The sequence below is a fragment of the Mesorhizobium sp. P3_A2 genome (assembly GCF_056403115.1).
Genome location: NZ_JBFUGC010000001.1, coordinates 500975 through 518810, shown reverse-complemented (window position 1 = coordinate 518810; position 17836 = coordinate 500975). Strand labels below are relative to the sequence as shown.

General features: G+C 63.3%; 17 protein-coding genes. 12 read left to right on the top strand and 5 right to left on the bottom strand.

The features are described from left to right. Positions 1-33: 33 nt before the first annotated feature. On the top strand, positions 34-2355 hold the full coding sequence (locus AC1DXM_RS02490; protein ID WP_477231593.1) for a dipeptide ABC transporter ATP-binding protein: 2322 nt from the start codon (positions 34-36) through the stop codon (positions 2353-2355). Between the two features lie 12 nt (positions 2356-2367). Here the strand turns inward: AC1DXM_RS02490 and AC1DXM_RS02485 are convergent, their stop codons facing one another. Next, positions 2368-2958 carry a transglycosylase SLT domain-containing protein gene (locus tag AC1DXM_RS02485; protein WP_477231592.1) on the bottom strand — a complete coding sequence of 197 codons (591 nt, stop codon included), beginning with the start codon at positions 2956-2958 and terminating at the stop codon, positions 2368-2370. Positions 2959-3174: 216 nt separating this feature from the next. Here AC1DXM_RS02485 and AC1DXM_RS02480 point away from each other — a divergent pair, with 216 nt between their 5' ends. Then, positions 3175-4713: a trimethylamine methyltransferase family protein gene (locus tag AC1DXM_RS02480; RefSeq protein ID WP_477231591.1), complete on the top strand. Its 1539-nt coding sequence runs from the start codon at positions 3175-3177 to the stop codon at positions 4711-4713. Between the two features lie 57 nt (positions 4714-4770). Continuing rightward, a complete protein-coding gene (locus AC1DXM_RS02475) occupies positions 4771-7197 on the top strand; it encodes a GcvT family protein (protein WP_477231590.1) in 2427 nt (808 codons plus the stop codon). A 34-nt stretch (positions 7198-7231) separates the two neighbouring features. Here AC1DXM_RS02475 and AC1DXM_RS02470 read toward each other — a convergent pair whose 3' ends face one another. After that, positions 7232-7627 carry a DoxX family protein gene (locus AC1DXM_RS02470; protein WP_477231589.1) on the bottom strand — a complete coding sequence of 132 codons (396 nt, stop codon included), beginning with the start codon at positions 7625-7627 and terminating at the stop codon, positions 7232-7234. A gap of 209 nt (positions 7628-7836) precedes the next feature. On the opposite strand from AC1DXM_RS02470, the gene AC1DXM_RS02465 reads away from it, so the two are divergent. Next, on the top strand, positions 7837-8325 hold the full coding sequence (locus AC1DXM_RS02465) for a hypothetical protein (protein WP_477231588.1): 489 nt from the start codon (positions 7837-7839) through the stop codon (positions 8323-8325). Between the two features lie 60 nt (positions 8326-8385). Here the strand turns inward: AC1DXM_RS02465 and AC1DXM_RS02460 are convergent, their stop codons facing one another. Further along, complete coding sequence (locus AC1DXM_RS02460; RefSeq protein WP_477231587.1) at positions 8386-9162, bottom strand: VOC family protein; 777 nt, start codon at positions 9160-9162, stop codon at positions 8386-8388. Between the two features lie 196 nt (positions 9163-9358). On the opposite strand from AC1DXM_RS02460, the gene AC1DXM_RS02455 reads away from it, so the two are divergent. From AC1DXM_RS02455 to AC1DXM_RS02425, 7 genes are all read left to right on the top strand, one after another. Next, positions 9359-10090, top strand: coding sequence for a gamma-glutamylcyclotransferase (locus tag AC1DXM_RS02455; protein ID WP_477231586.1), 732 nt, complete (start codon positions 9359-9361; stop codon positions 10088-10090). A 121-nt stretch (positions 10091-10211) separates the two neighbouring features. Then, positions 10212-11567, top strand: coding sequence for an NAD(P)-dependent oxidoreductase (locus tag AC1DXM_RS02450; RefSeq protein WP_477231585.1), 1356 nt, complete (start codon positions 10212-10214; stop codon positions 11565-11567). Between the two features lie 5 nt (positions 11568-11572). Then, positions 11573-12415 (top strand): class I SAM-dependent methyltransferase, encoded by an 843-nt coding sequence (locus tag AC1DXM_RS02445; RefSeq protein ID WP_477231584.1) that lies wholly within the window; start codon positions 11573-11575, stop codon positions 12413-12415. A 12-nt stretch (positions 12416-12427) separates the two neighbouring features. After that, positions 12428-13741, top strand: coding sequence for an NAD-dependent dihydropyrimidine dehydrogenase subunit PreA (preA, locus tag AC1DXM_RS02440; protein WP_477231583.1), 1314 nt, complete (start codon positions 12428-12430; stop codon positions 13739-13741). A 108-nt stretch (positions 13742-13849) separates the two neighbouring features. Further along, positions 13850-14368 carry an RrF2 family transcriptional regulator gene (locus AC1DXM_RS02435; protein ID WP_477231582.1) on the top strand — a complete coding sequence of 173 codons (519 nt, stop codon included), beginning with the start codon at positions 13850-13852 and terminating at the stop codon, positions 14366-14368. Between the two features lie 24 nt (positions 14369-14392). Next, positions 14393-14851, top strand: a complete 459-nt coding sequence (locus AC1DXM_RS02430; protein ID WP_112560322.1) for a carboxymuconolactone decarboxylase family protein — start codon at positions 14393-14395, stop codon at positions 14849-14851. A gap of 68 nt (positions 14852-14919) precedes the next feature. Then, on the top strand, positions 14920-15297 hold the full coding sequence (locus AC1DXM_RS02425) for a DoxX family protein (RefSeq protein ID WP_477231581.1): 378 nt from the start codon (positions 14920-14922) through the stop codon (positions 15295-15297). Positions 15298-15299: 2 nt separating this feature from the next. Here AC1DXM_RS02425 and AC1DXM_RS02420 read toward each other — a convergent pair whose 3' ends face one another. Together AC1DXM_RS02420 and AC1DXM_RS02415 are read right to left on the bottom strand one after the other, a co-directional pair. Beyond that, a complete protein-coding gene (locus AC1DXM_RS02420) occupies positions 15300-16022 on the bottom strand; it encodes an SDR family oxidoreductase (RefSeq protein ID WP_477231580.1) in 723 nt (240 codons plus the stop codon). Further along, complete coding sequence (locus AC1DXM_RS02415; RefSeq protein WP_477231579.1) at positions 16019-16858, bottom strand: SDR family oxidoreductase; 840 nt, start codon at positions 16856-16858, stop codon at positions 16019-16021. Before AC1DXM_RS02415 ends, AC1DXM_RS02420 begins: the two co-directional genes overlap by 4 nt. A 104-nt stretch (positions 16859-16962) precedes the next feature. Here AC1DXM_RS02415 and AC1DXM_RS02410 point away from each other — a divergent pair, with 104 nt between their 5' ends. Next, positions 16963-17835 (top strand): helix-turn-helix transcriptional regulator, encoded by an 873-nt coding sequence (locus AC1DXM_RS02410; RefSeq protein WP_477231578.1) that lies wholly within the window; start codon positions 16963-16965, stop codon positions 17833-17835. Position 17836: the final 1 nt, after the last annotated feature.

The window sequence follows — 17836 nt, the reverse complement described above, 5'->3', positions numbered from 1 at the left end:
GCCCGACGCATGAAAATAGGATTGGAGCGACCCATGAATGAGGCAGTTCGAAATCCCGGAGAACCGATCATCGAGATCGAGAACCTGTCGATCTCCTTCTTCACCCGCAAGGGCGAGATCCCTGCCGTCATGGATTTCTCCTGCACGGTGATGCCCGGCGAAGCGATGGGCATCGTCGGCGAATCCGGCTGCGGCAAGTCGACGGTGTCGCTCGGTATCATGCGCGACCTCTCCAACATCGGTAAGATCGTCGGCGGCAAGATCAAGTTCCAGGGCAAGGACATGGGCGAGCTCTCCGACGAGGAGTTGCGCGCCATCCGCGGCAACAAGATCGCCATGATCTACCAGGAGCCGATGGCCAGCCTCAATCCGGCGATGAAGGTCGGCCAGCAATTGATGGAAGTGCCGCTAATCCACGACAAGGTGTCGAAGGAAGAGGCCTATACCCGCGCGCTGGACATGGTGCGGGCGGTGAAGCTGCCCGATCCCGAGCGCATGATGCGCTCCTATCCGCACCAGCTCTCCGGCGGCCAGCAGCAGCGCATCGTCATCGCCATGGCGCTGTTGTCGAAGCCGGCGCTGCTTCTTCTCGACGAGCCGACGACGGCGCTCGATGTGACGGTGGAGGCCGGCATTGTCGACCTGGTCAAGGGACTGGGCGAAAAGTTCGGCACGTCGATGATCTTCGTGTCGCACAATCTCGGCCTGATCCTGGAAACCTGCGACCGCATCACTGTGATGTATTCGGGCGAAGCGGTGGAGACCGGCAAGATCAAGGACGTGTTCGACCGGATGCGTCATCCCTATACGCAAGGGCTGTTCCGCTCGATCCCGCTGCCGGGCGCCGACAAGAATTCGCGGCCGCTGATCTCCATTCCCGGGCAATTGCCGCTGCCGCATGAGCGGCCGAAGGGCTGCAACTTCGGTCCGCGCTGCCACCATTTCGTCGAGGGCGTCTGCAACGCCGCCGAAATCCCTATGATCGAAGTCGCCGGCCATGAAGGCCATTTCTCGCGCTGCGTGCGCTTCAACGAGATCGACTGGGAAGCACTGCCGCCCGGCGCCAAGAAGGTCAATGAGAAGGTCGTTCCCGGTGCCCCGGTGCTCAAGATCGAGGACCTCAGGAAATACTACAAGGTCGGCGGCAGCGAAGTGTTCGGCTCCAGCGAAGGCCGCGTCGTCAAGGCCAATGAGACGATCTCGTTCGTGGCGCGCGAATCCGAGACTGTCGCCATTGTCGGCGAGTCCGGCTGCGGAAAGTCGACGCTGGCCAAGGTGCTGCTCGGCCTGGAAACGGCAAGTTCCGGCACGGTGACGCTCGGCAACAAGGAGATCCAGTCAACCAGCATCGAGAAGCGTAGCGTCGATACTGTGTCGTCGATCCAGATGGTGTTCCAGAACCCGTTCGATACGCTCAATCCCAGCCACTCCGTCGGCTCGCAGATCATCCGCACGCTGGAAAAATTCAATGTCGGCAACAACGTCGCCGAGCGGCGCAAGCGCATGCTGGAACTGCTCGACCTGGTGAAGCTGCCGCGCGCCTTCGAGACCCGCAAGCCGCGTCAGCTGTCAGGCGGCCAGAAGCAGCGCATCGGCGTGGCGCGCGCCTTTGCCGGCGACGCCAAGGTGGTGGTGGCCGATGAGCCGGTCTCGGCGCTCGACGTCTCGGTGCAGGCGGCGGTGACCGAGCTGCTGATGGACATCCAGCGCAAGAACAAGACGACGATGCTGTTCATCAGCCACGACCTGTCCGTCGTGCGCTACATCGCCGACCGCGTCGTCGTCATGTATCTCGGCTATATCGTCGAGCAAGGCACGACCGACCAGATCTTCGCGCCGCCCTACCACCCCTATACCGAGGCGCTGCTGTCGGCGATCCCGATCGCCGATACCAGTGTGGTCAAGAAGCACATCGTGCTGGAAGGCGACATCCCGTCGGCGATGAACCCGCCATCGGGCTGTCCGTTCCAGACGCGCTGCGGCTACAAGAAACTGGTGCCGGACAATCTGTGCGAGACCAAGGTGCCGCCGGTGAAGCATCTCGGCGACGGCCATATGAGCCTGTGCTGGCTGTCGGACGATGTGCTGGCCAAGATGGAGCCGGTGATCAAGTTCGACAAGGAGCACGCCGCGCATGAGGGTGTGCCGGAAGACGCACCGCATATCGCTGGGCCGGGTTCGACAGGAACAGAGCCCAAACGGCCGCGTGGCAAATCGTCGACCGCGGCAGCGGACGAGATCGGCGAGGCCGTGGAGCAGGGCCAGGCTGGGATGCGAACTCGTCGCCTCAAAGTAGTCGACGAGGCGTCCGAAACCGGTGTTAAAAAGCCGAAAGATACGACAAGGCGGCACTAGACCAGGAAGGTGCTAGTTTTCGCATTGCCGTAGCTGCGCATCATAGTCGCGGGCCATCTTGTCTGTCGCCCGCGCATAGCCCTGCACGCCGGCATCGCCGCGGTTGCCGCGGCCATAGGCGGTCCAGCCGAGATAGTAGGCGAGATAGAGATTGTAGGTGTCGTTGCGGGCGACACCGAACGTGTCGGCGGTTTTTGAGTGATACCAACCGACGAAATCGACGGCATCGGCAAACTTTGTCCGCCGCGCCCCCCAGCTGCCGGTTTCGCTCTGGTATTGCGACCAGGTGCCGTCGAGCGCCTGCGAGAAACCGGTGGCCGAGGAGACATGCTTCCACGGAATGAAGCCGAGCAGCTTGGTGCGCGGCGGCCGGGCATTGCTCTTGAAGCCGGACTCCTTGCGCACCGTCGCCATCAGCACGGGGACGGGGATGCTGTATTTCTGCGATGCCCGCTCGGCCGCCGCCTGCCAGTTGTCGAACCAGCCGTCATTCTGGTCGAAGACGGCACAGACATTGTTGATATGGTTTGGCGGCGTCGCGCAGGCCGACAACGCCAGCAGCACACCAACCGCTACAATTTTACTAAAACTCGACCTACGCATGGGAAGACGAATAGGCCGAAATCATAAAGGGAATCTTGCGGCGTTTCTTAACGGTTGCCGGCTCGGCTGCGCTGGTGAGAGCTGGTGCCATTATTTCGACCTCTTGCGTCGTTTTTGTCTTCATTCAAATTCAAAAATGCCGCCTTGGCTAAAATCACGCCCGCGAAGGGCGGATTTCTGACAGCCATATTCGGATACCGGCGCTCTGATGCCGGCATGAATGAACCAAGACGCAAGCGCGGCGCCGAGCGGACCAGCAACAGGGGGCCGTCGGCCATCCCGCAACTGCCGCTGCGGCGTGTAACCAATCCCTATCCGCCGATGGCAATGCTGTCGGCCGACCAGATAGAGGCGATCCATCAGGCCTCGATGCACATTCTGGAGAATTTCGGGATCGAGGTGATGAGCCCGCGGGCGCTGTCGCTGTTCGAGAAGGCCGGCGCCACGGTCGATCATGCGACGGCGAATGTCCGCATCGACAGGGGCCTGGTTGCCGAGGCGCTGAAGACCACGCAGTCCAGCTACCGGCTGACACCGCGCAATCCGGCCAACGCCATCCATCTCGGTGGCAACACGATCAATTTCACCTTGGTCGCCGGGCCACCCAATGTGCACGACATGGAGCGCGGCCGCCGCGCCGGCAATTTGCGCGACTATGCCGATCTCACCCGGCTGGCGCAGCATTTCAATTGCATCCACATGCTTGGCAACCAGGTCTGTGCGCCGGTCGAGCTGCCGGCCAATACCAGGCATATGGACACCTATTTCACCAATCTGACGCTGACCGACAAATCCTTTCATGTCTCGGCGATCGGCAGGGGCCGGGCACTGGACGGCATCGAGATGATGGCGATCGCGCGCGGGCTGACGCTGGACGAGATGTGCCACGACCCCGGTATCGCCACCATCATCTCGGTAAACTCGCCGCGCCGCTTCGACGAGATGATGGCCGAGGGGCTGATGACCATGGCCGAATTCGGCCAGTCTGTGGCGGTGACGCCGTTCACGCTGATGGGCGCGATGAGCCCGGTGACGCTCGCCGGCGCATTGGCGCAGCAGAATGCCGAGGCACTGTTCGGCGTGGTGCTGACGCAACTGGTGCGCCCCGGCGCGCCGGTCATGTACGGCGCCTTCACCTCCAATGTCGACATGAAGTCGGGTGCGCCGGCCTTCGGTACGCCGGAGAACACCAAGGCGAACATCGCCTCCGGGCAGTTGGCGCGGCGCTACAATCTCCCCTACCGAACGACGCCGGGTTCGGCCTCCAATGCCGCCGATGCGCAGGGCGCCTATGAGACGCTGATGGCGCTGTGGGGTGCGGTGCTCGGCCACGGCAACCTCGTTTACCACGCCGCCGGCTGGCAAGAGGGCGGGCTGACGGCATCGTTCGAGAAGCTCATCATCGATGTCGAGATGATCCAGCACATGATGGAGTTTCTGCGCCCAATCGTCGTCGACGAGGCGGAACTGGCGGTCGAAGCGCTGGGCGCGGTGCCGACCGGGGGTCACTTCTTTGGCGAGCCGCACACGCTGGAGCGCTATGCCACCGCCTTCTACCAGCCGATGCTGTCCAACTGGCAGAATTACGAGGCATGGCAGGAAGCCGGCGGCCTCGACGCAACGGCGCGGGCGACGCGGCTGTGGAAGAAGGCGCTGGAGGATTATGTCGAGCCGGTGATGGACATCGCCGTGCGCGAGGCGCTGGAGGCATATGTGGCCAGGCGCAAGGAAGCGATCGGGCAGGGCGAGCCGTGATGCTTCCCATCCTGGTTTATCATACCTATCCAACTCCCTGATATCAGAGAAGAATCCATGAAATCGCATGCAAAGGTGGTGGTCATTGGCGGTGGCGTCGTCGGATGCTCGGTTCTGTTCCATCTGGCGCGCCATGGCTGGACCGATGTCGTGCTTCTGGAGCGCGACGAACTGACGTCCGGCTCGACCTGGCATGCGGCCGGCGGCATGCACACCATCAATGGCGATCCGAACGTCGCCAAGTTGCAGAAATACACGATCTCGCTCTACAAGGAGATCGAGGAGCTTTCGGGACAGGCGACGGGCGTGCATCTGACCGGCGGCGTGCTTCTGGCGGCGACCGAGGCGCGGCTCGACTGGCTGCGCGGCGTCGTCGCCAAGGGGCGCTATCTCGGCATCGACCTTGAAGAAATCTCGGCCAACGAGGCGGCCGAACTGATGCCGCTGCTCGACCCGAAACAGTTCGTCGGCGCTGTCCGCAACAAGGAGGATGGCCATCTCGATCCCTCCGGCGTGACCCACGCCTACGCCAAGGCCGCGCGCAAGCTCGGCGCCGAGGTCGAACGCTTCACCAAGGTGGAGGACATTGTGCGGCGGCCCGACGGGCTATGGCGCGTCTTCACCAACAAGGGCGAGGTGGTGACCGAGCATGTCGTCAATGCCGGCGGCCTGTGGGCGCGCGAGGTCGGCCGCATGGTCGGGCTCGAACTGCCGGTGCTGGCGATGGAGCACATGTACCTGATCACCGAGGATATGCCGGAGGTCGCCGCGTGGAACGCCAAGACAGGGACGGAGATCATCCATGCCGTCGACTTCGACGGCGAGCTCTATCTGCGCCAGGAGCGCGGCGGCATGCTGATGGGTACTTATGAGAAGGCCAACAAAGTGTGGTCCGAGTTCTCCACACCGTGGAACTTCGGTCATGAATTGCTGGAGCCCGACATCGACCGCATCGCGCCGTCACTCGAAGTCGGATTCCGCCATTTCCCGGCCTTCGAGAGAACCGGCATCAAGCAGATCATCAACGGCCCTTTCACCTTCGCGCCGGACGGCAATCCACTGGTCGGGCCGGTGCGTGGGCTGCCGGGGTTCTGGGTGGCCTGCGGCGTCATGGCAGGCTTCAGCCAGGGCGGCGGCGTCGGGCTGGCGCTGTCCAACTGGATGATCGATGGCGATCCCGGCGCCGACATCTGGGCCATGGATGTCGCGCGCTATGGCGACTGGGCAACGATGGCCTACACCAACGCCAAGGTGCGCGAGAATTATTCGCGGCGCTTCTCGATCCGTTTCCCCAATGAGGAACTGCCCGCCGGACGAGGGCTGAAGACCACGCCGATCTACGATCTGCTGTCGGCCAAGGGCGCGCAATGGGGCGTGTCCTACGGGCTCGAGGTGCCGCTCTGGTATGCGCCGGAAGGCGTCAGGGACGAGTTTTCGTGGCGGCGCTCGAGCGATTTCACCCATGTCGCGAAGGAAGTCGCGACGGTTCGTGAAGGCGTCGGCCTGGCGGAGATTTCGAACTTTGCCAAATACAAGGTGACAGGCGAGGGGGCAGCCGCTTGGCTCGACCGGATTTTTGCCTGCAAGCTGCCCAAGCCTGGCCGCATGACGCTGGCGCCGATGCTGAAGGATGACGGCAGACTGATCGGCGATTTTACGTTGGCCAACATCGGTGACGGCGAGTGGTTCATCGCCGGCTCCGGCGTCGCCGAGCAGTATCATATGCGCTGGTTCGAGGCGCATTTGCCGCAAGACGGTTCGGTGCGCGTCGAGGCGCTCGGCCAGAAGCTGACCGGCCTGGCGATCGCCGGGCCGAAGGCAAGGGAGGTGCTGGCGAAAGTCAGTCGTGCCGATGTGTCCAATGCGGGGCTTCCGTTCATGGCGGTGGCGAAAATGGATATCGGCATGGCGCCGTGCCTGGTCGGCCGTGTCAGCTACACCGGTGATCTCGGCTACGAGATCTGGGTGGCGCCGGAATACCAGCGCGCCGCCTTCCAGGCGCTGATGGTGGCGGGAGAAGAGTTCGACGTCGGCCTGTTCGGCTCGCGCGCGCTCAACGCGCTTCGGCTGGAGAAAAACTACGGCTCATGGGCGCGCGAATACCGGCCGATCTACGGGCCGCTGGAGGCCGGGCTCGACCGTTTCGTCGCCTATGGCAAGGATACCGATTTCATCGGCAAGGCCGGCGCTCTCGCCGAGCGCAAGCAAGGCGGCAAGCTCCGGCTGCGCACCTTCATCCTCGACGCCGACGACGCCGATGTCATCGGCGACGAGCCGATCTGGTTCGGCGGCGTGGTGCGCGGCTGGGTGACATCAGGCGGCTATGCGCATCATCCGAAAAAATCCGTCGCCCTCGGCTATGTGCCGAAGGAGATCGCCGACGAGAGCGACGGCTTTGAGATCGAACTTTTGGGCAAGCGTCACGCGGCGCGCATGCAAGCGGCGCCGCTGTTCGATGCCAATTTCGAACGGATGCGGGGATGAGGGCTCACCCCCTTTGTCTCGCCCTTGAAGCGGGTCAGCCGTTGCGGCGGTTGTCGAGCGCGAAGGCGCCGGCGCCTGCAAACACCAGATAGAGGAAGATGAAGCAGAAGGAGATGGCCGCATCGCCGTTGTTGTTGATCGGGAAGAAGTCGCGCGGGTAGTGCGCCATGAAATAGGCGATGGCCATTTCGCCGGCCAGCAGGAAGGCGACGGGGCGCGTGAGGAGACCGAGCGCCAGCAGGATGCCGCCAGCGAATTCGAGAATGCCTGCCGTCAGCGTCAGGCCGGTGAGGGCGTGCGGCTCACCGCTGCTTACCGGGAAATTGAACAGTTTTTGCGAGCCATGCTCGATGAACTGCAGGGCCGTGATGATGCGCAGGACGCCGAGGGCCTGCGGCTGAAACCTGGCGAGACCGTCAAAAAGCTTCATCTAAACTCCATTTTCCCAACCCTTCGGCCCGGCCATAGATGATCATTTTGCGTTGGACCATTCACTTCCCGGGGCCCGCCATCAACAATCGGTGACTGGAAATTGCTTCCAGTCTCGCCTTCGATATTTGTTCTCGTTATGGTTGCATAAATATCGCTGTGGTTGTATATCTGCGCGTAGACGCTCCAAACCAAATGGGTCCCCTAGCCATGAAAAAAGTCGTCATCTGCCTGTTTGCAATCCTTGCAGGCACCAGCTTCGCCATGGCCGCAGACGGCGGCTGTGATACCTTCAAATGGCCGGTGGCGCGCGAGCAGGCATTGTTTCCGGCAGCTCCCGCCGCGCAGTCCGGCGCCGCTCTCGAGGCTGGCGAGGCCGCGGATCTGGCGCTCGAGCCGGTCGACGCGGTCAGCTTCACCGTGCCGCCGGAACGTGCGCCGGCAGCCGGAACGTTTGGCGCGACGGCGAGCGCGACCGTCCCACCGGAGGGTGAACTCCAGATCAGCCTGTCAGGCGAGGCTTGGATCGATGTGATTCAAGACGGCCATGCCACGAAGTCGGCAGCGTTCAGCGGTGTGAAGACCTGTCCCGGCATTCGCAAGAGCGTGCGCTTCAAGCTGACGCCGGGTGCAGCCACCATCCAGCTCAGTGGCGCCAAGGACGAGAGCATCAAGGTCGCGGTGCTGGCGCCGGAATGATGTGCATCCTCATCGCACCGGCGGTGCGATGAGGGCAGTTTCGTTGCGCCTCTGGCCGGATCAGCGCGCTGGCGCGATCAGCGCGAAATAAGCGCCCTGCGGATCGGTGAACTGGGCGATCCATTGGCCGGTCGGTACCGGCATCGGACCCATGACGATCTTGCCGCCATTGTCGGTGACGCGTTTGGCGGCGGCGTCGATGGCATCGACATTGAAATAGAACAGCCACACCGGCACCGGAAGCTGCTGCGGCTTGTTCATGATGCCGCCGCCGGATTCAGGGCCGGCCGAGAAGGTCTGGTAGATGCCCATCTCGCCGATGTCCATGCTGCCGGCATCGGTCCAGCCGAACTGGCTTGAATAGAAATCGAAGGCCGCCTGCCGGTCCGATGCATAGAGCTCATGCCAGCCGACATGGCCGGGCGTCGTTGCCGGAAGGACGGGCTGGTCGGGACCATTGGGCTGCAGGAACATGAAGGTGGCGCCCTGTGGGTCGGCGACGACGGAAAAGCGGCCGACGCCGGGGATGTCGTCCGGTTCGCGATGAACAGCCCCGCCGGCGGCCCTCAGCGCCTTGGTCGAGGCGTCCGTATCTTTGGTGTGGATATAGCCTAGCCAGGTCGGCTTCATGCCCATCTTGGCGGCGTCCTCGGGCACGGTCATCAACCCGCCGACGCCACGCTCGGCGGAGTTCACCACGATGTAGCGCGGCATGCCGGGCGCCTTGTCGAAAAGCTCAGCCCGCCAGCCGACGACGGCGGTGTAGAACGCTTCCGCCGCATCGAGGTCGGTGGTCATCAACTCGTACCAGAAGAAGGGCATTGGAGTTTTCGGCATCTTTCGGTCTCCTCACCTTCATGCATCGATCGTCGTCCGATCCATCAGAGGACGATTTCAGCGACGCGAATCCGACAGCGAGCCTGAGAAAATTCAACGGTTGCGTTGACACATCGTTCCGCACTTCGTCCCACCCGACGGCTTGCACGTGCGGCGGTTTTCGACTTTCCTTTAGGGAATGAGGGGTAGTCGTTTCATGCGCCGGATGTCGCTCACGCCTGAGCTTGTGTCACTGTGCCATCGCGAGGAGGTCGATCCCGGCCCCGACGGCAGCTGGACGCAGCTCACCGACGAGGATTTCCGGGCCCTTTCCGCGCAGCTGTCCGACGAAGCGGATGCGGGGCCGCTATGGGTGTTCGCCTATGGCTCGCTGATCTGGAAGCCGGCCTTCGAATCCGTCGAACGCCAGCGCGCCACCGCGTTCGGCTGGCACCGCTCCTTTTGCCTCGACATGGTGCGCTGGCGCGGCACGGCGGCGCAGCCGGGGCTGATGATGGCGCTCGAACGCGGCGGCCGATGCGACGGCGTCATCTACCGCCTGCCCGACGGCGACAAGCCACAGCAGATCGAAAGACTGTTGCGGCGCGAGATCGACGACCATGAGAGTGTCAGCTCGGTCCGATGGGTTCCGGTGCGTACGGCGCAAGGGGTGGTGCGGGCGCTTGGCTTCTGGGTCGGGGTGACGGGCAGGGGGACGTCACTCGGGCAGCCGCTGGATCGAGTGGCGCGGGTGCTGGCCCGGGCCTGCGGCCATGTCGGCTCGGGTGCGGAATATCTCTACAACACCGTCAGCCACCTCGAGGAATTCGGCATTCGCGACCGCAATCTGTGGCGGCTGCAGCAGCTGGTCGCCGACGAGATCCGGTCAATCCATGGTGGCGCTCCAGCCTCTGGCCTTTCGCCGGCAGCACAGAGCGAAAGCCTATAACATGAGTAAAAAAATCATGTTTTTGTCCAGCCTTTTCATAGGCTTGCGGCGAAAATTGACCAATTGATAAAAAAATAAAACGTGCTAGCCTTCCCCAAAACAAAAACATGGGGAACTGACGATGCCAGAAGGCCAGTTCAAAGACGGTATCGCCGGCGGCCGGCTTGCCGCCGACCAGTACGCCGAGAATTTTTCCGACCTGCATCCGCCGCTCGATCACCACGAGGCCCTGGTCGAATCCGATCGCTGCTATTTCTGCTACGACGCGCCGTGCATGAATGCATGCCCGACCTCGATCGACATCCCGCTGTTCATCCGCCAGATCTCGACGGGCAATCCGATCGGCTCGGCCAAGACGATCTTCGACCAGAACATTCTGGGCGGCATGTGCGCCCGCGTCTGCCCGACCGAGACGCTGTGCGAAGAGGTCTGCGTGCGCGAGGTGGCGGAAGGCAAGCCGGTGCAGATCGGCCGCCTGCAGCGCTATGCCACCGACGTTGCCATGGCCGAGCACAAGCAGTTTTATCCGCGCGCGGAATCGACCGGCAAGTCGGTCGCCGTCGTCGGCGCCGGCCCGGCCGGTCTTGCCGCCGCGCACCGGCTCGCTCGTTATGGTCATGAGGTGACCATTCTGGAAGCTCGCCCCAAGGCCGGTGGCCTCAACGAGTATGGCATCGCCGCCTACAAGAGCATCGACAATTTCGCCCAGGCCGAGGTCGACTATGTCACGGGGATCGGCGGCATCGACATCCAGAACGGCAAGGCGCTCGGCCGCGACTACCAGCTGTCGGACCTGATCCGGAATTACGATGCCGTCTTCCTCGGCATGGGGCTTGGCGGCGTCAATGCGCTGCGCGCCGATGGCGAAGACGCGGACGGCGTCACCAATGCTGTAGAGTTCATCGCCGAACTGCGCCAGGCCAGTGATCTCGCCAGCCTGCCGGTCGGCCGGCGGGTCGTCGTCATCGGCGGCGGCATGACGGCGATCGACGCGGCGGTACAGTCGAAGCTGCTCGGCGCCGAGGAGGTGACGATCTGCTACCGGCGCGGCCAGGAGCACATGAACGCCTCCGAGTTCGAGCAGGATCTGGCCGCCGCCAACGGTGTCACCATCCGCCACTGGCTGCAGCCGAAGCGGGTCATTGCCGAGAATGGCAAGGTGTCGGGCATCGAGCTCGAATACACCGCGATGAACGGCGACAAGCTTGCCGGCACCGGCGAGCGGCTGACGCTGGTCGCCGACCAGGTGTTCAAGGCGATCGGCCAGAGTTTTGTGCCGGCCGCACTCAACGGCAGCGGTGCATCGATCGAAGTCGAAGCCGGCCGCATCAAGGTCGATGCGGAAGGCCGCACTTCGCTCGCCAATGTCTGGGCCGGCGGCGACTGCATCTTTGGCGGCGACGACCTGACCGTCTCGGCCGTGGCGCAAGGCCGCGACGCGGCGGAGAGCATCAACAGGAGTCTGACACAAGGATAGAGATCATGGCCTCGGTGGAATCGGGCATCGCCCGTCACTACGACGTATCGGGTCTGGAGCAGCACATTCTTGCGGTGCTCGCCGATACCGGCGTGGACATTGACCATCTGCGCGCCGGCGATCTCGAAGCGGTCGACGAGTTCCACATCGGCGGTATCGCCGCCACCAGGGAACTCATCGGCCAGATGGGCTTGAAGCCGGGGGCCAGGCTGCTCGACATTGGTTCCGGCGTGGGTGGTCCAGCCCGCTTTGCCGCCAACAATGCCGGCGCCGATGTCACCGGCATCGATCTGACGCAAAGCTATGTCGACATCGCGACCAGCCTGTCGAAGCGGGTGGGCATAGCCGACAAAGTTCGGTTCGTGCAGGGCAGCGCGCTGGACATGCCGTTCGACGATAAAAGCTTTGATACGGCCATGATCCTGCATGTCGGCATGAATCTTCCCGACAAGAAAAAGCTGATGAGCGAGGCGGCGCGTGTGCTCAAGCCGGGCGGCGTCTTTGCCGTCTACGATGTGATGCGGCTTAAGTCCGGTGCGCTGACCTATCCGCTGCCATGGGCCTCCGATGAGAGCATGTCCTTCGTCGCCACGCCCGACGACTATCGCTCGGCTGCCGCGGCCGCAGGGTTCTCCGTAGCCGCCGAGCGGCCGCGCGGCACCTTCGCCATCGAGTTCTTCGCCACGATACGGGCGCGCATGGCTGCGGCGCAGGCGGAAGGCAAAAAACCGCCGCCCGGCGTTAATCTTATCATGGGCGAGAACGCCCGCACCAAGATCGCCAATATCACCGCCGCGCTTGAAGGCGGCATTCTCGCACCCGTCGAACTGCTTCTTCGTCTCGGCTGAAAGGGACCTGTCATGGCTGACATCCGCAACAATTTCGTCGGCATCAAATCGCCCAATCCGTTCTGGCTGGCCTCGGCGCCGCCGACTGACAAGGCGTATAACGTCATCCGCGCCTTCAAAGCTGGCTGGGGCGGTGTGGTCTGGAAGACGCTCGGCGAAGAAGGCCCGCCGGTCGTCAACGTCAACGGCCCGCGCTACGGCGCGATCTGGGGTGCGGACCGCCGCCTGCTCGGCCTCAACAATATCGAGCTGATCACCGACCGCGATCTGCAGGTCAATCTGCGCGAGATCAAGCAGGTCAAGAAGGACTGGCCCGACCGCGCCATCGTCGTCTCGCTGATGGTGCCGTGCGTCGAGGAAAGCTGGAAGGCGATCCTGCCTGTGGTCGAGGAGACCGAGGCCGACGGCATCGAGCTCAATTTCGGTTGCCCGCACGGCATGTCGGAGCGCGGCATGGGTGCGGCTGTCGGCCAGGTGCCGGAATACATCGAAATGGTGGTGCGCTGGTGCAAGGCCAACACCCGCATGCCCGTCATCACCAAGCTGACACCCAACATAACCGACGTGCGCAAGCCCGCGCGCGCCGCACTTTCCGGTGGCACCGACGCGGTGTCGCTGATCAACACCATCAACTCGATCACCGGCGTCGATCTCGACAGTTTCGCGCCGCAGCCGACCATTGACGGCAAGGGTTCGCATGGCGGCTATTGCGGCCCGGCGGTGAAGCCTATCGCCATGAACATGGTGGCCGAGATCGCGCGCGATCCCGAAACCCATGGCCTGCCGATTTCCGGCATTGGCGGCATCACCACCTGGCGCGACGCCGCCGAATTCATGGCGCTGGGCGCCGGCAATGTGCAGGTCTGCACGGCGGCCATGACCTACGGCTTCAAGATCGTGCAGGAGATGATCGCCGGTCTGGAAAACTGGATGGACGAGAAGGGCCATGCCTCGCTCGACGACATCATCGGCCGCGCCACGCCCAACGTCACCGACTGGCAGTATCTCAACCTCAATTATGTCGCCAAGGCTCGTATCGACCAGGACGCCTGCATCAAATGCGGCCGCTGCCACATCGCCTGCGAGGACACCTCGCATCAGGCGATCACCAACATGGTCGACGGCAAGAGGCACTTTGAGGTGATCGAGGCCGAATGCGTCGGCTGCAATCTGTGCGTCAATGTCTGCCCGGTCGAAAACTGCATCACCATGGAGCCGCTGGCCGCCGGCGTGATGGATCAGCGCACCGGCAAGCCGGTGTCGCCCGTCTACGCCAACTGGACGACGCACCCGAACAACCCGATGGCCAAGGTGGCCGCGGAGTAGGGAGCCCACCGAGGAAAAAGCGGCGCCTTCGGGCGCCGTTTTTCATTTTCCTATTGCAGATAAGGTTTATCCACGATAAAATATATCCATGAATTGGAGATCGTCACTATGAAGCTGGGCGAAGGCGTTGAAGCGGCCATCCATTGCGCGGCCACGCTGGCCAGCGTGGAAGGCAACAGCACCATGCCGGGCGCTGCCTTGGCAGAGTCCTTCGGCTTGTCGCCGAGCTATCTCTTGAAGCATCTCAACATGCTGACGGCGGAGCGCATCCTGGAATCGGTACCCGGGCCGGCGGGCGGTTACCGGCTGGCGCGGCCGGCCGAACGCATCACCCTACTCGATATCGTGCTGGCGATCGAAGGGCGGGAGCCGGCGTTTCGCTGCGGCGAGATCCGCCGAAACGGGCCGGTCAAGCTCGACGCGTCCGCCTATGTAAAACTGTGCGGCATCAACGCCGCGATGCTGAAGGCCGAGCGCGCCTATCGCGCGGCTCTCGCGGAAACCCGGTTGTCCGACATCGTGGCTGACTACCAGGCAGAAGGCGATCCGCGATCGATCGCCGCCAGCTGCGCCTTTGTGGCGCGCCATCAGCGGCCGCAGAAATCCGCTTCGACCAAACAGATCTAACCCGCCAGACAGAAAGGAAAGACGATGAAACAGAGACTGCAATTCTTCGCCAAGGCGCCGGAAATCATGAAGGCGGTGTCGGCGCTCAACAAGGCGGTCGACGAATGCGGGCTGGAAGTGGGCCTGCTGCATTTGATCAAGCTCAGGGCTTCGCAGATCAATGGCTGTTCCTACTGCGTCGAGATGCACAGCCGCGAGGCGCGGCGCGACGGCGAGACCGAGACGCGGCTCTACCTGGTCGCAGCCTGGAAGGAATCGCCGCTGTTTTCCGAGCGCGAACGTGCGGCCTTGGCCTGGACCGAGGCGACGACCCTGATCGCCAACAATGGCGTTTCGGACGAACTCTATGCCCGCACGCTCGCGCATTTCTCTGAAGAGGAACTGGTCAAGCTGTCTGTTGCGATCGGCATGATCAACACCTGGAACCGGCTCTGCATCCCGTTCCATGCCATTCACCCGATGCCGGCCGCCAAAGCAGCCTGACCGTCCGGTTTAGCAATGGAGCGCCGTCGAGAGGGCGGCGCTCCAACTGTTTTTAAAGGGGAGAGTTTATGCCTGTCGATTTGCCTTTGACCTTGTTGTTTCTCGGCCGCCTGTTGCTCGGCGGCGCCTTCGTCGTCGCCGGCCTGCGCAATGTTCAGAACGAGACCTTCCTTACCGGGCTGATGGCCGCGCGCGGCGTGCCGCAGGCCAAGCTGGCGCTGTGGGCCGGCATCGTCCTGCAGACCATTGCCGGCGCGCTGGTGATGGCAGGTGTGTGGACCGCGATCGCAAGTGCTGTGCTGGTGCTGTTCCTCATCGCCGCCACGCCGATGTTCCATAATTTCTGGGACCATCAGGGTCCGGACCGGGCATCGCGCATCAACGGCTTCGTCGGCAATGTCGCGCTCGCCCGCGGTTTTCTGACGCTGATCGCGCAGTCGCTGTAAGTTTACGCCGCGAAGCGCAAACCGCCATCGCAGGTCAGAACCTGGCCGGTCATGAAACCGTTGGAGACGAGGAAAGCGATTGCGCCGGCGACGTCTTCGGCGTGGCCGATCCTGCCGACAGGGGTCTTGCCGGCATAGTCGGCAAAGATCGCCTGCCGTTGGTCGTCGGGCAAAAAGTCCCACCAGGGCGTGTCGATGACGCCGGGCGCGACGACATTGACGCGCAGCGGCTTCAGCTCGACCGCGAGGATTGGCACCACCGTCAGCAGCATGCCGTTGACGGCGGCGATGCCGGCAACGCCGGGCGCGGTCAGTTGCGCCGATACCGCCGATATGAAGGTCACCGATCCCGATTTGTTGAGTGTCGGCAAGGCTGCCTGCAGGCAGGACAATTGCGGCCGGACTTTCTCGTCGACGCCACCGGCGATGTCGCCTAGGTCGAGGCTCGCGAACGGGCCAAGCCCCTTGCCGCCGCTGGCTGCCAGAACGAGGTGATCGAAGGGTCCGAGGTCATCGAAGAACCGACGGACCTCGTCCGGCTTCGAAGCATCGAAGGCAGCCTTGCCGGCCGCGCCGCCAAGGCTCTTCCAGGCGCTGTTCAGCTTGTCCTGATTGCGGCCGGTGATGGTGACCTTCATGCCCGGGCCGAGCAGTTTGCGCGCGGTCGCCAGGCCGATGCCTGAGGAGCCGCCTATGATGACTGTATGTTCGATCTTGCTGGTCATGAATGCTGTTCCTTTGATTTTGAGGAAGCCTGGCCGACGAGATCGAGGCTTAGCGTTCGCAATTGCTGTCTGGCCTTGGCGTCGTAAGCCTGCGCATCGGCGCGGGATTCCTTTTGGCCGTCGAAATAGAGGCCGCTGCGGCCCTCAAGGGCCGGTGAGGTCGCGAGGTTGAGGATGGCGTCGGCGCCTGTCTCGACCGAACTCCACGGTGTCACACCGGCCTGGCGAACCATGGTCGTGTTCATGTAGCTCGCCGGATGCAGGGCGTTGGCGGTGACGCCGCTGCCCTTCAGCTCTCCGGCCAGATCGATGGTGAACAGGATCTGCGCCAGCTTGCTCTGGCAGTAAGCGCGCACGCCATCATAGGAGCGCGTCAGCATGACATCGTCGAAATCGATCGCCTGCTGGCCGGCCGAGGCGACATTGACGATGCGCGATGGCGAACTCGCCTTGAGCAGCGGCAGCAGTTCCGACGTCAGCAGGAAACCGGCGAGATAGTTGACGGCAAAACGCAGCTCGAAGCCATCGGCGCTGAGCTGTCGCTTGGCGCCGGCGGTACCGATGCCGGCATTGTTGATGAGGATATCGAGCCGGTTGGTTCTCGCAAGCACGGCCTCAGCGAGGCGGCGGACCTCGGCCAGCGAAGCGAGGTCGGCGGCGAGAAATTCGGCCTTGCCGCCGGCGGCTTCGATTTCGGCGACGGTCGCCTTGCCTCGCGCCGCATCGCGGCCATGCACCAGCACGCGCGCGCCGCCGGCGCCAAGCCGTTGCGCGACGACGCGGCCGACGCCGTCGGTTGAGCCGGTGATGAGGATTGTCTTGTCTTTCAGGTCCATGTCGGAGAGCCTCCATATTCGCTCTAGATGCCAAGATGGGGCGATCGGCGCGCCGCAAACAGTTCAAACTTTATCCTGGTATCGGTACTGCTATACTGCGCCCCATGGACGTTTCCGCACCATCACCCGAAGACAGCCGCCGGCGCGAGCTAGGCGCCTTCCTGCGTTCGCGCCGTGAAAGGCTTTCGCCGTCGGCCACCGGCATCGCGGCCGGTGCCAGGCGGCGCACGCCCGGGCTGAGGCGCGAAGAGGTGGCGATGATCGCCGGCGTCGGCACGACTTGGTATACTTGGCTGGAACAGGGCCGGGACGTGCGGCCTTCGGTGGAAGTGCTGACGGCGCTTTGCGAGGCCTTGCGGCTCGACGCCGCCGAGAAGCGGCATTTGTTCACGCTGGCCGGCCGCCAGCAGCCTGAGCGGCGGCGCATCACCCCGGTCAAGGTCGAAGGCCCCCTGTTGCACATGCTGCAGAGTCTCGTCCTGCAACCGGCCTATATTGTCGGACCGCGCTGGGATGTGCTGGCCTGGAATGCCGGGGCCGTTGCCATTTTCGGCGACTACGGTCTGTTGGAGGGCGATGCCCGCAACATCCTCCATGGCGTGTTCACCGATCCGCACCGGCGCCACCTGCTGGTCGATTGGGAACAGCTGGCGCGCGCCACCCTTGCCGCGTTTCGCGCCGAGAGCGCGAAATACACCGGCGATCCGGACTTCGAGCGGCTGATTACGCTGATGATGCGCTCCAGCCCAGAATTCCGCGAATGGTGGCCGCAGCGCGATGTGGTGCATCGTCTGTCCGGCAAGAAGTATCTGCGCCACCCGATCGCAGGCTCCATGGCGTTTGAGCATATGAGCCTGTCGATCGACGACGGCTCGGACATGAAGCTGATTGTCTACACGCCACTCGCCGAGCAGAATTCGGTTGCGAAGCTGGAAGACCTGTTGAAGGCGCAGCCGAAGGAGCTGCGCAGCGCCTGAC

Coding starts and splice junctions, on each gene's coding strand:
- AC1DXM_RS02425 (WP_477231581.1), top strand. CDS start 14,920: ATGCCTGTCGATTTGCCTTTGACCTTGTTGTTTCTCGGCCGCCTGTTG.
- AC1DXM_RS02475 (WP_477231590.1), top strand. CDS start 4,771: ATGAAATCGCATGCAAAGGTGGTGGTCATTGGCGGTGGCGTCGTCGGA.
- AC1DXM_RS02435 (WP_477231582.1), top strand. CDS start 13,850: ATGAAGCTGGGCGAAGGCGTTGAAGCGGCCATCCATTGCGCGGCCACG.
- AC1DXM_RS02465 (WP_477231588.1), top strand. CDS start 7,837: ATGAAAAAAGTCGTCATCTGCCTGTTTGCAATCCTTGCAGGCACCAGC.
- AC1DXM_RS02470 (WP_477231589.1), bottom strand. CDS start 7,627: ATGAAGCTTTTTGACGGTCTCGCCAGGTTTCAGCCGCAGGCCCTCGGC.
- AC1DXM_RS02410 (WP_477231578.1), top strand. CDS start 16,963: ATGGACGTTTCCGCACCATCACCCGAAGACAGCCGCCGGCGCGAGCTA.
- AC1DXM_RS02480 (WP_477231591.1), top strand. CDS start 3,175: ATGAATGAACCAAGACGCAAGCGCGGCGCCGAGCGGACCAGCAACAGG.
- AC1DXM_RS02430 (WP_112560322.1), top strand. CDS start 14,393: ATGAAACAGAGACTGCAATTCTTCGCCAAGGCGCCGGAAATCATGAAG.
- AC1DXM_RS02420 (WP_477231580.1), bottom strand. CDS start 16,022: ATGACCAGCAAGATCGAACATACAGTCATCATAGGCGGCTCCTCAGGC.
- preA (WP_477231583.1), top strand. CDS start 12,428: ATGGCTGACATCCGCAACAATTTCGTCGGCATCAAATCGCCCAATCCG.
- AC1DXM_RS02490 (WP_477231593.1), top strand. CDS start 34: ATGAATGAGGCAGTTCGAAATCCCGGAGAACCGATCATCGAGATCGAG.
- AC1DXM_RS02450 (WP_477231585.1), top strand. CDS start 10,212: ATGCCAGAAGGCCAGTTCAAAGACGGTATCGCCGGCGGCCGGCTTGCC.
- AC1DXM_RS02455 (WP_477231586.1), top strand. CDS start 9,359: ATGCGCCGGATGTCGCTCACGCCTGAGCTTGTGTCACTGTGCCATCGC.
- AC1DXM_RS02445 (WP_477231584.1), top strand. CDS start 11,573: ATGGCCTCGGTGGAATCGGGCATCGCCCGTCACTACGACGTATCGGGT.
- AC1DXM_RS02415 (WP_477231579.1), bottom strand. CDS start 16,858: ATGGACCTGAAAGACAAGACAATCCTCATCACCGGCTCAACCGACGGC.
- AC1DXM_RS02485 (WP_477231592.1), bottom strand. CDS start 2,958: ATGCGTAGGTCGAGTTTTAGTAAAATTGTAGCGGTTGGTGTGCTGCTG.
- AC1DXM_RS02460 (WP_477231587.1), bottom strand. CDS start 9,162: ATGCCGAAAACTCCAATGCCCTTCTTCTGGTACGAGTTGATGACCACC.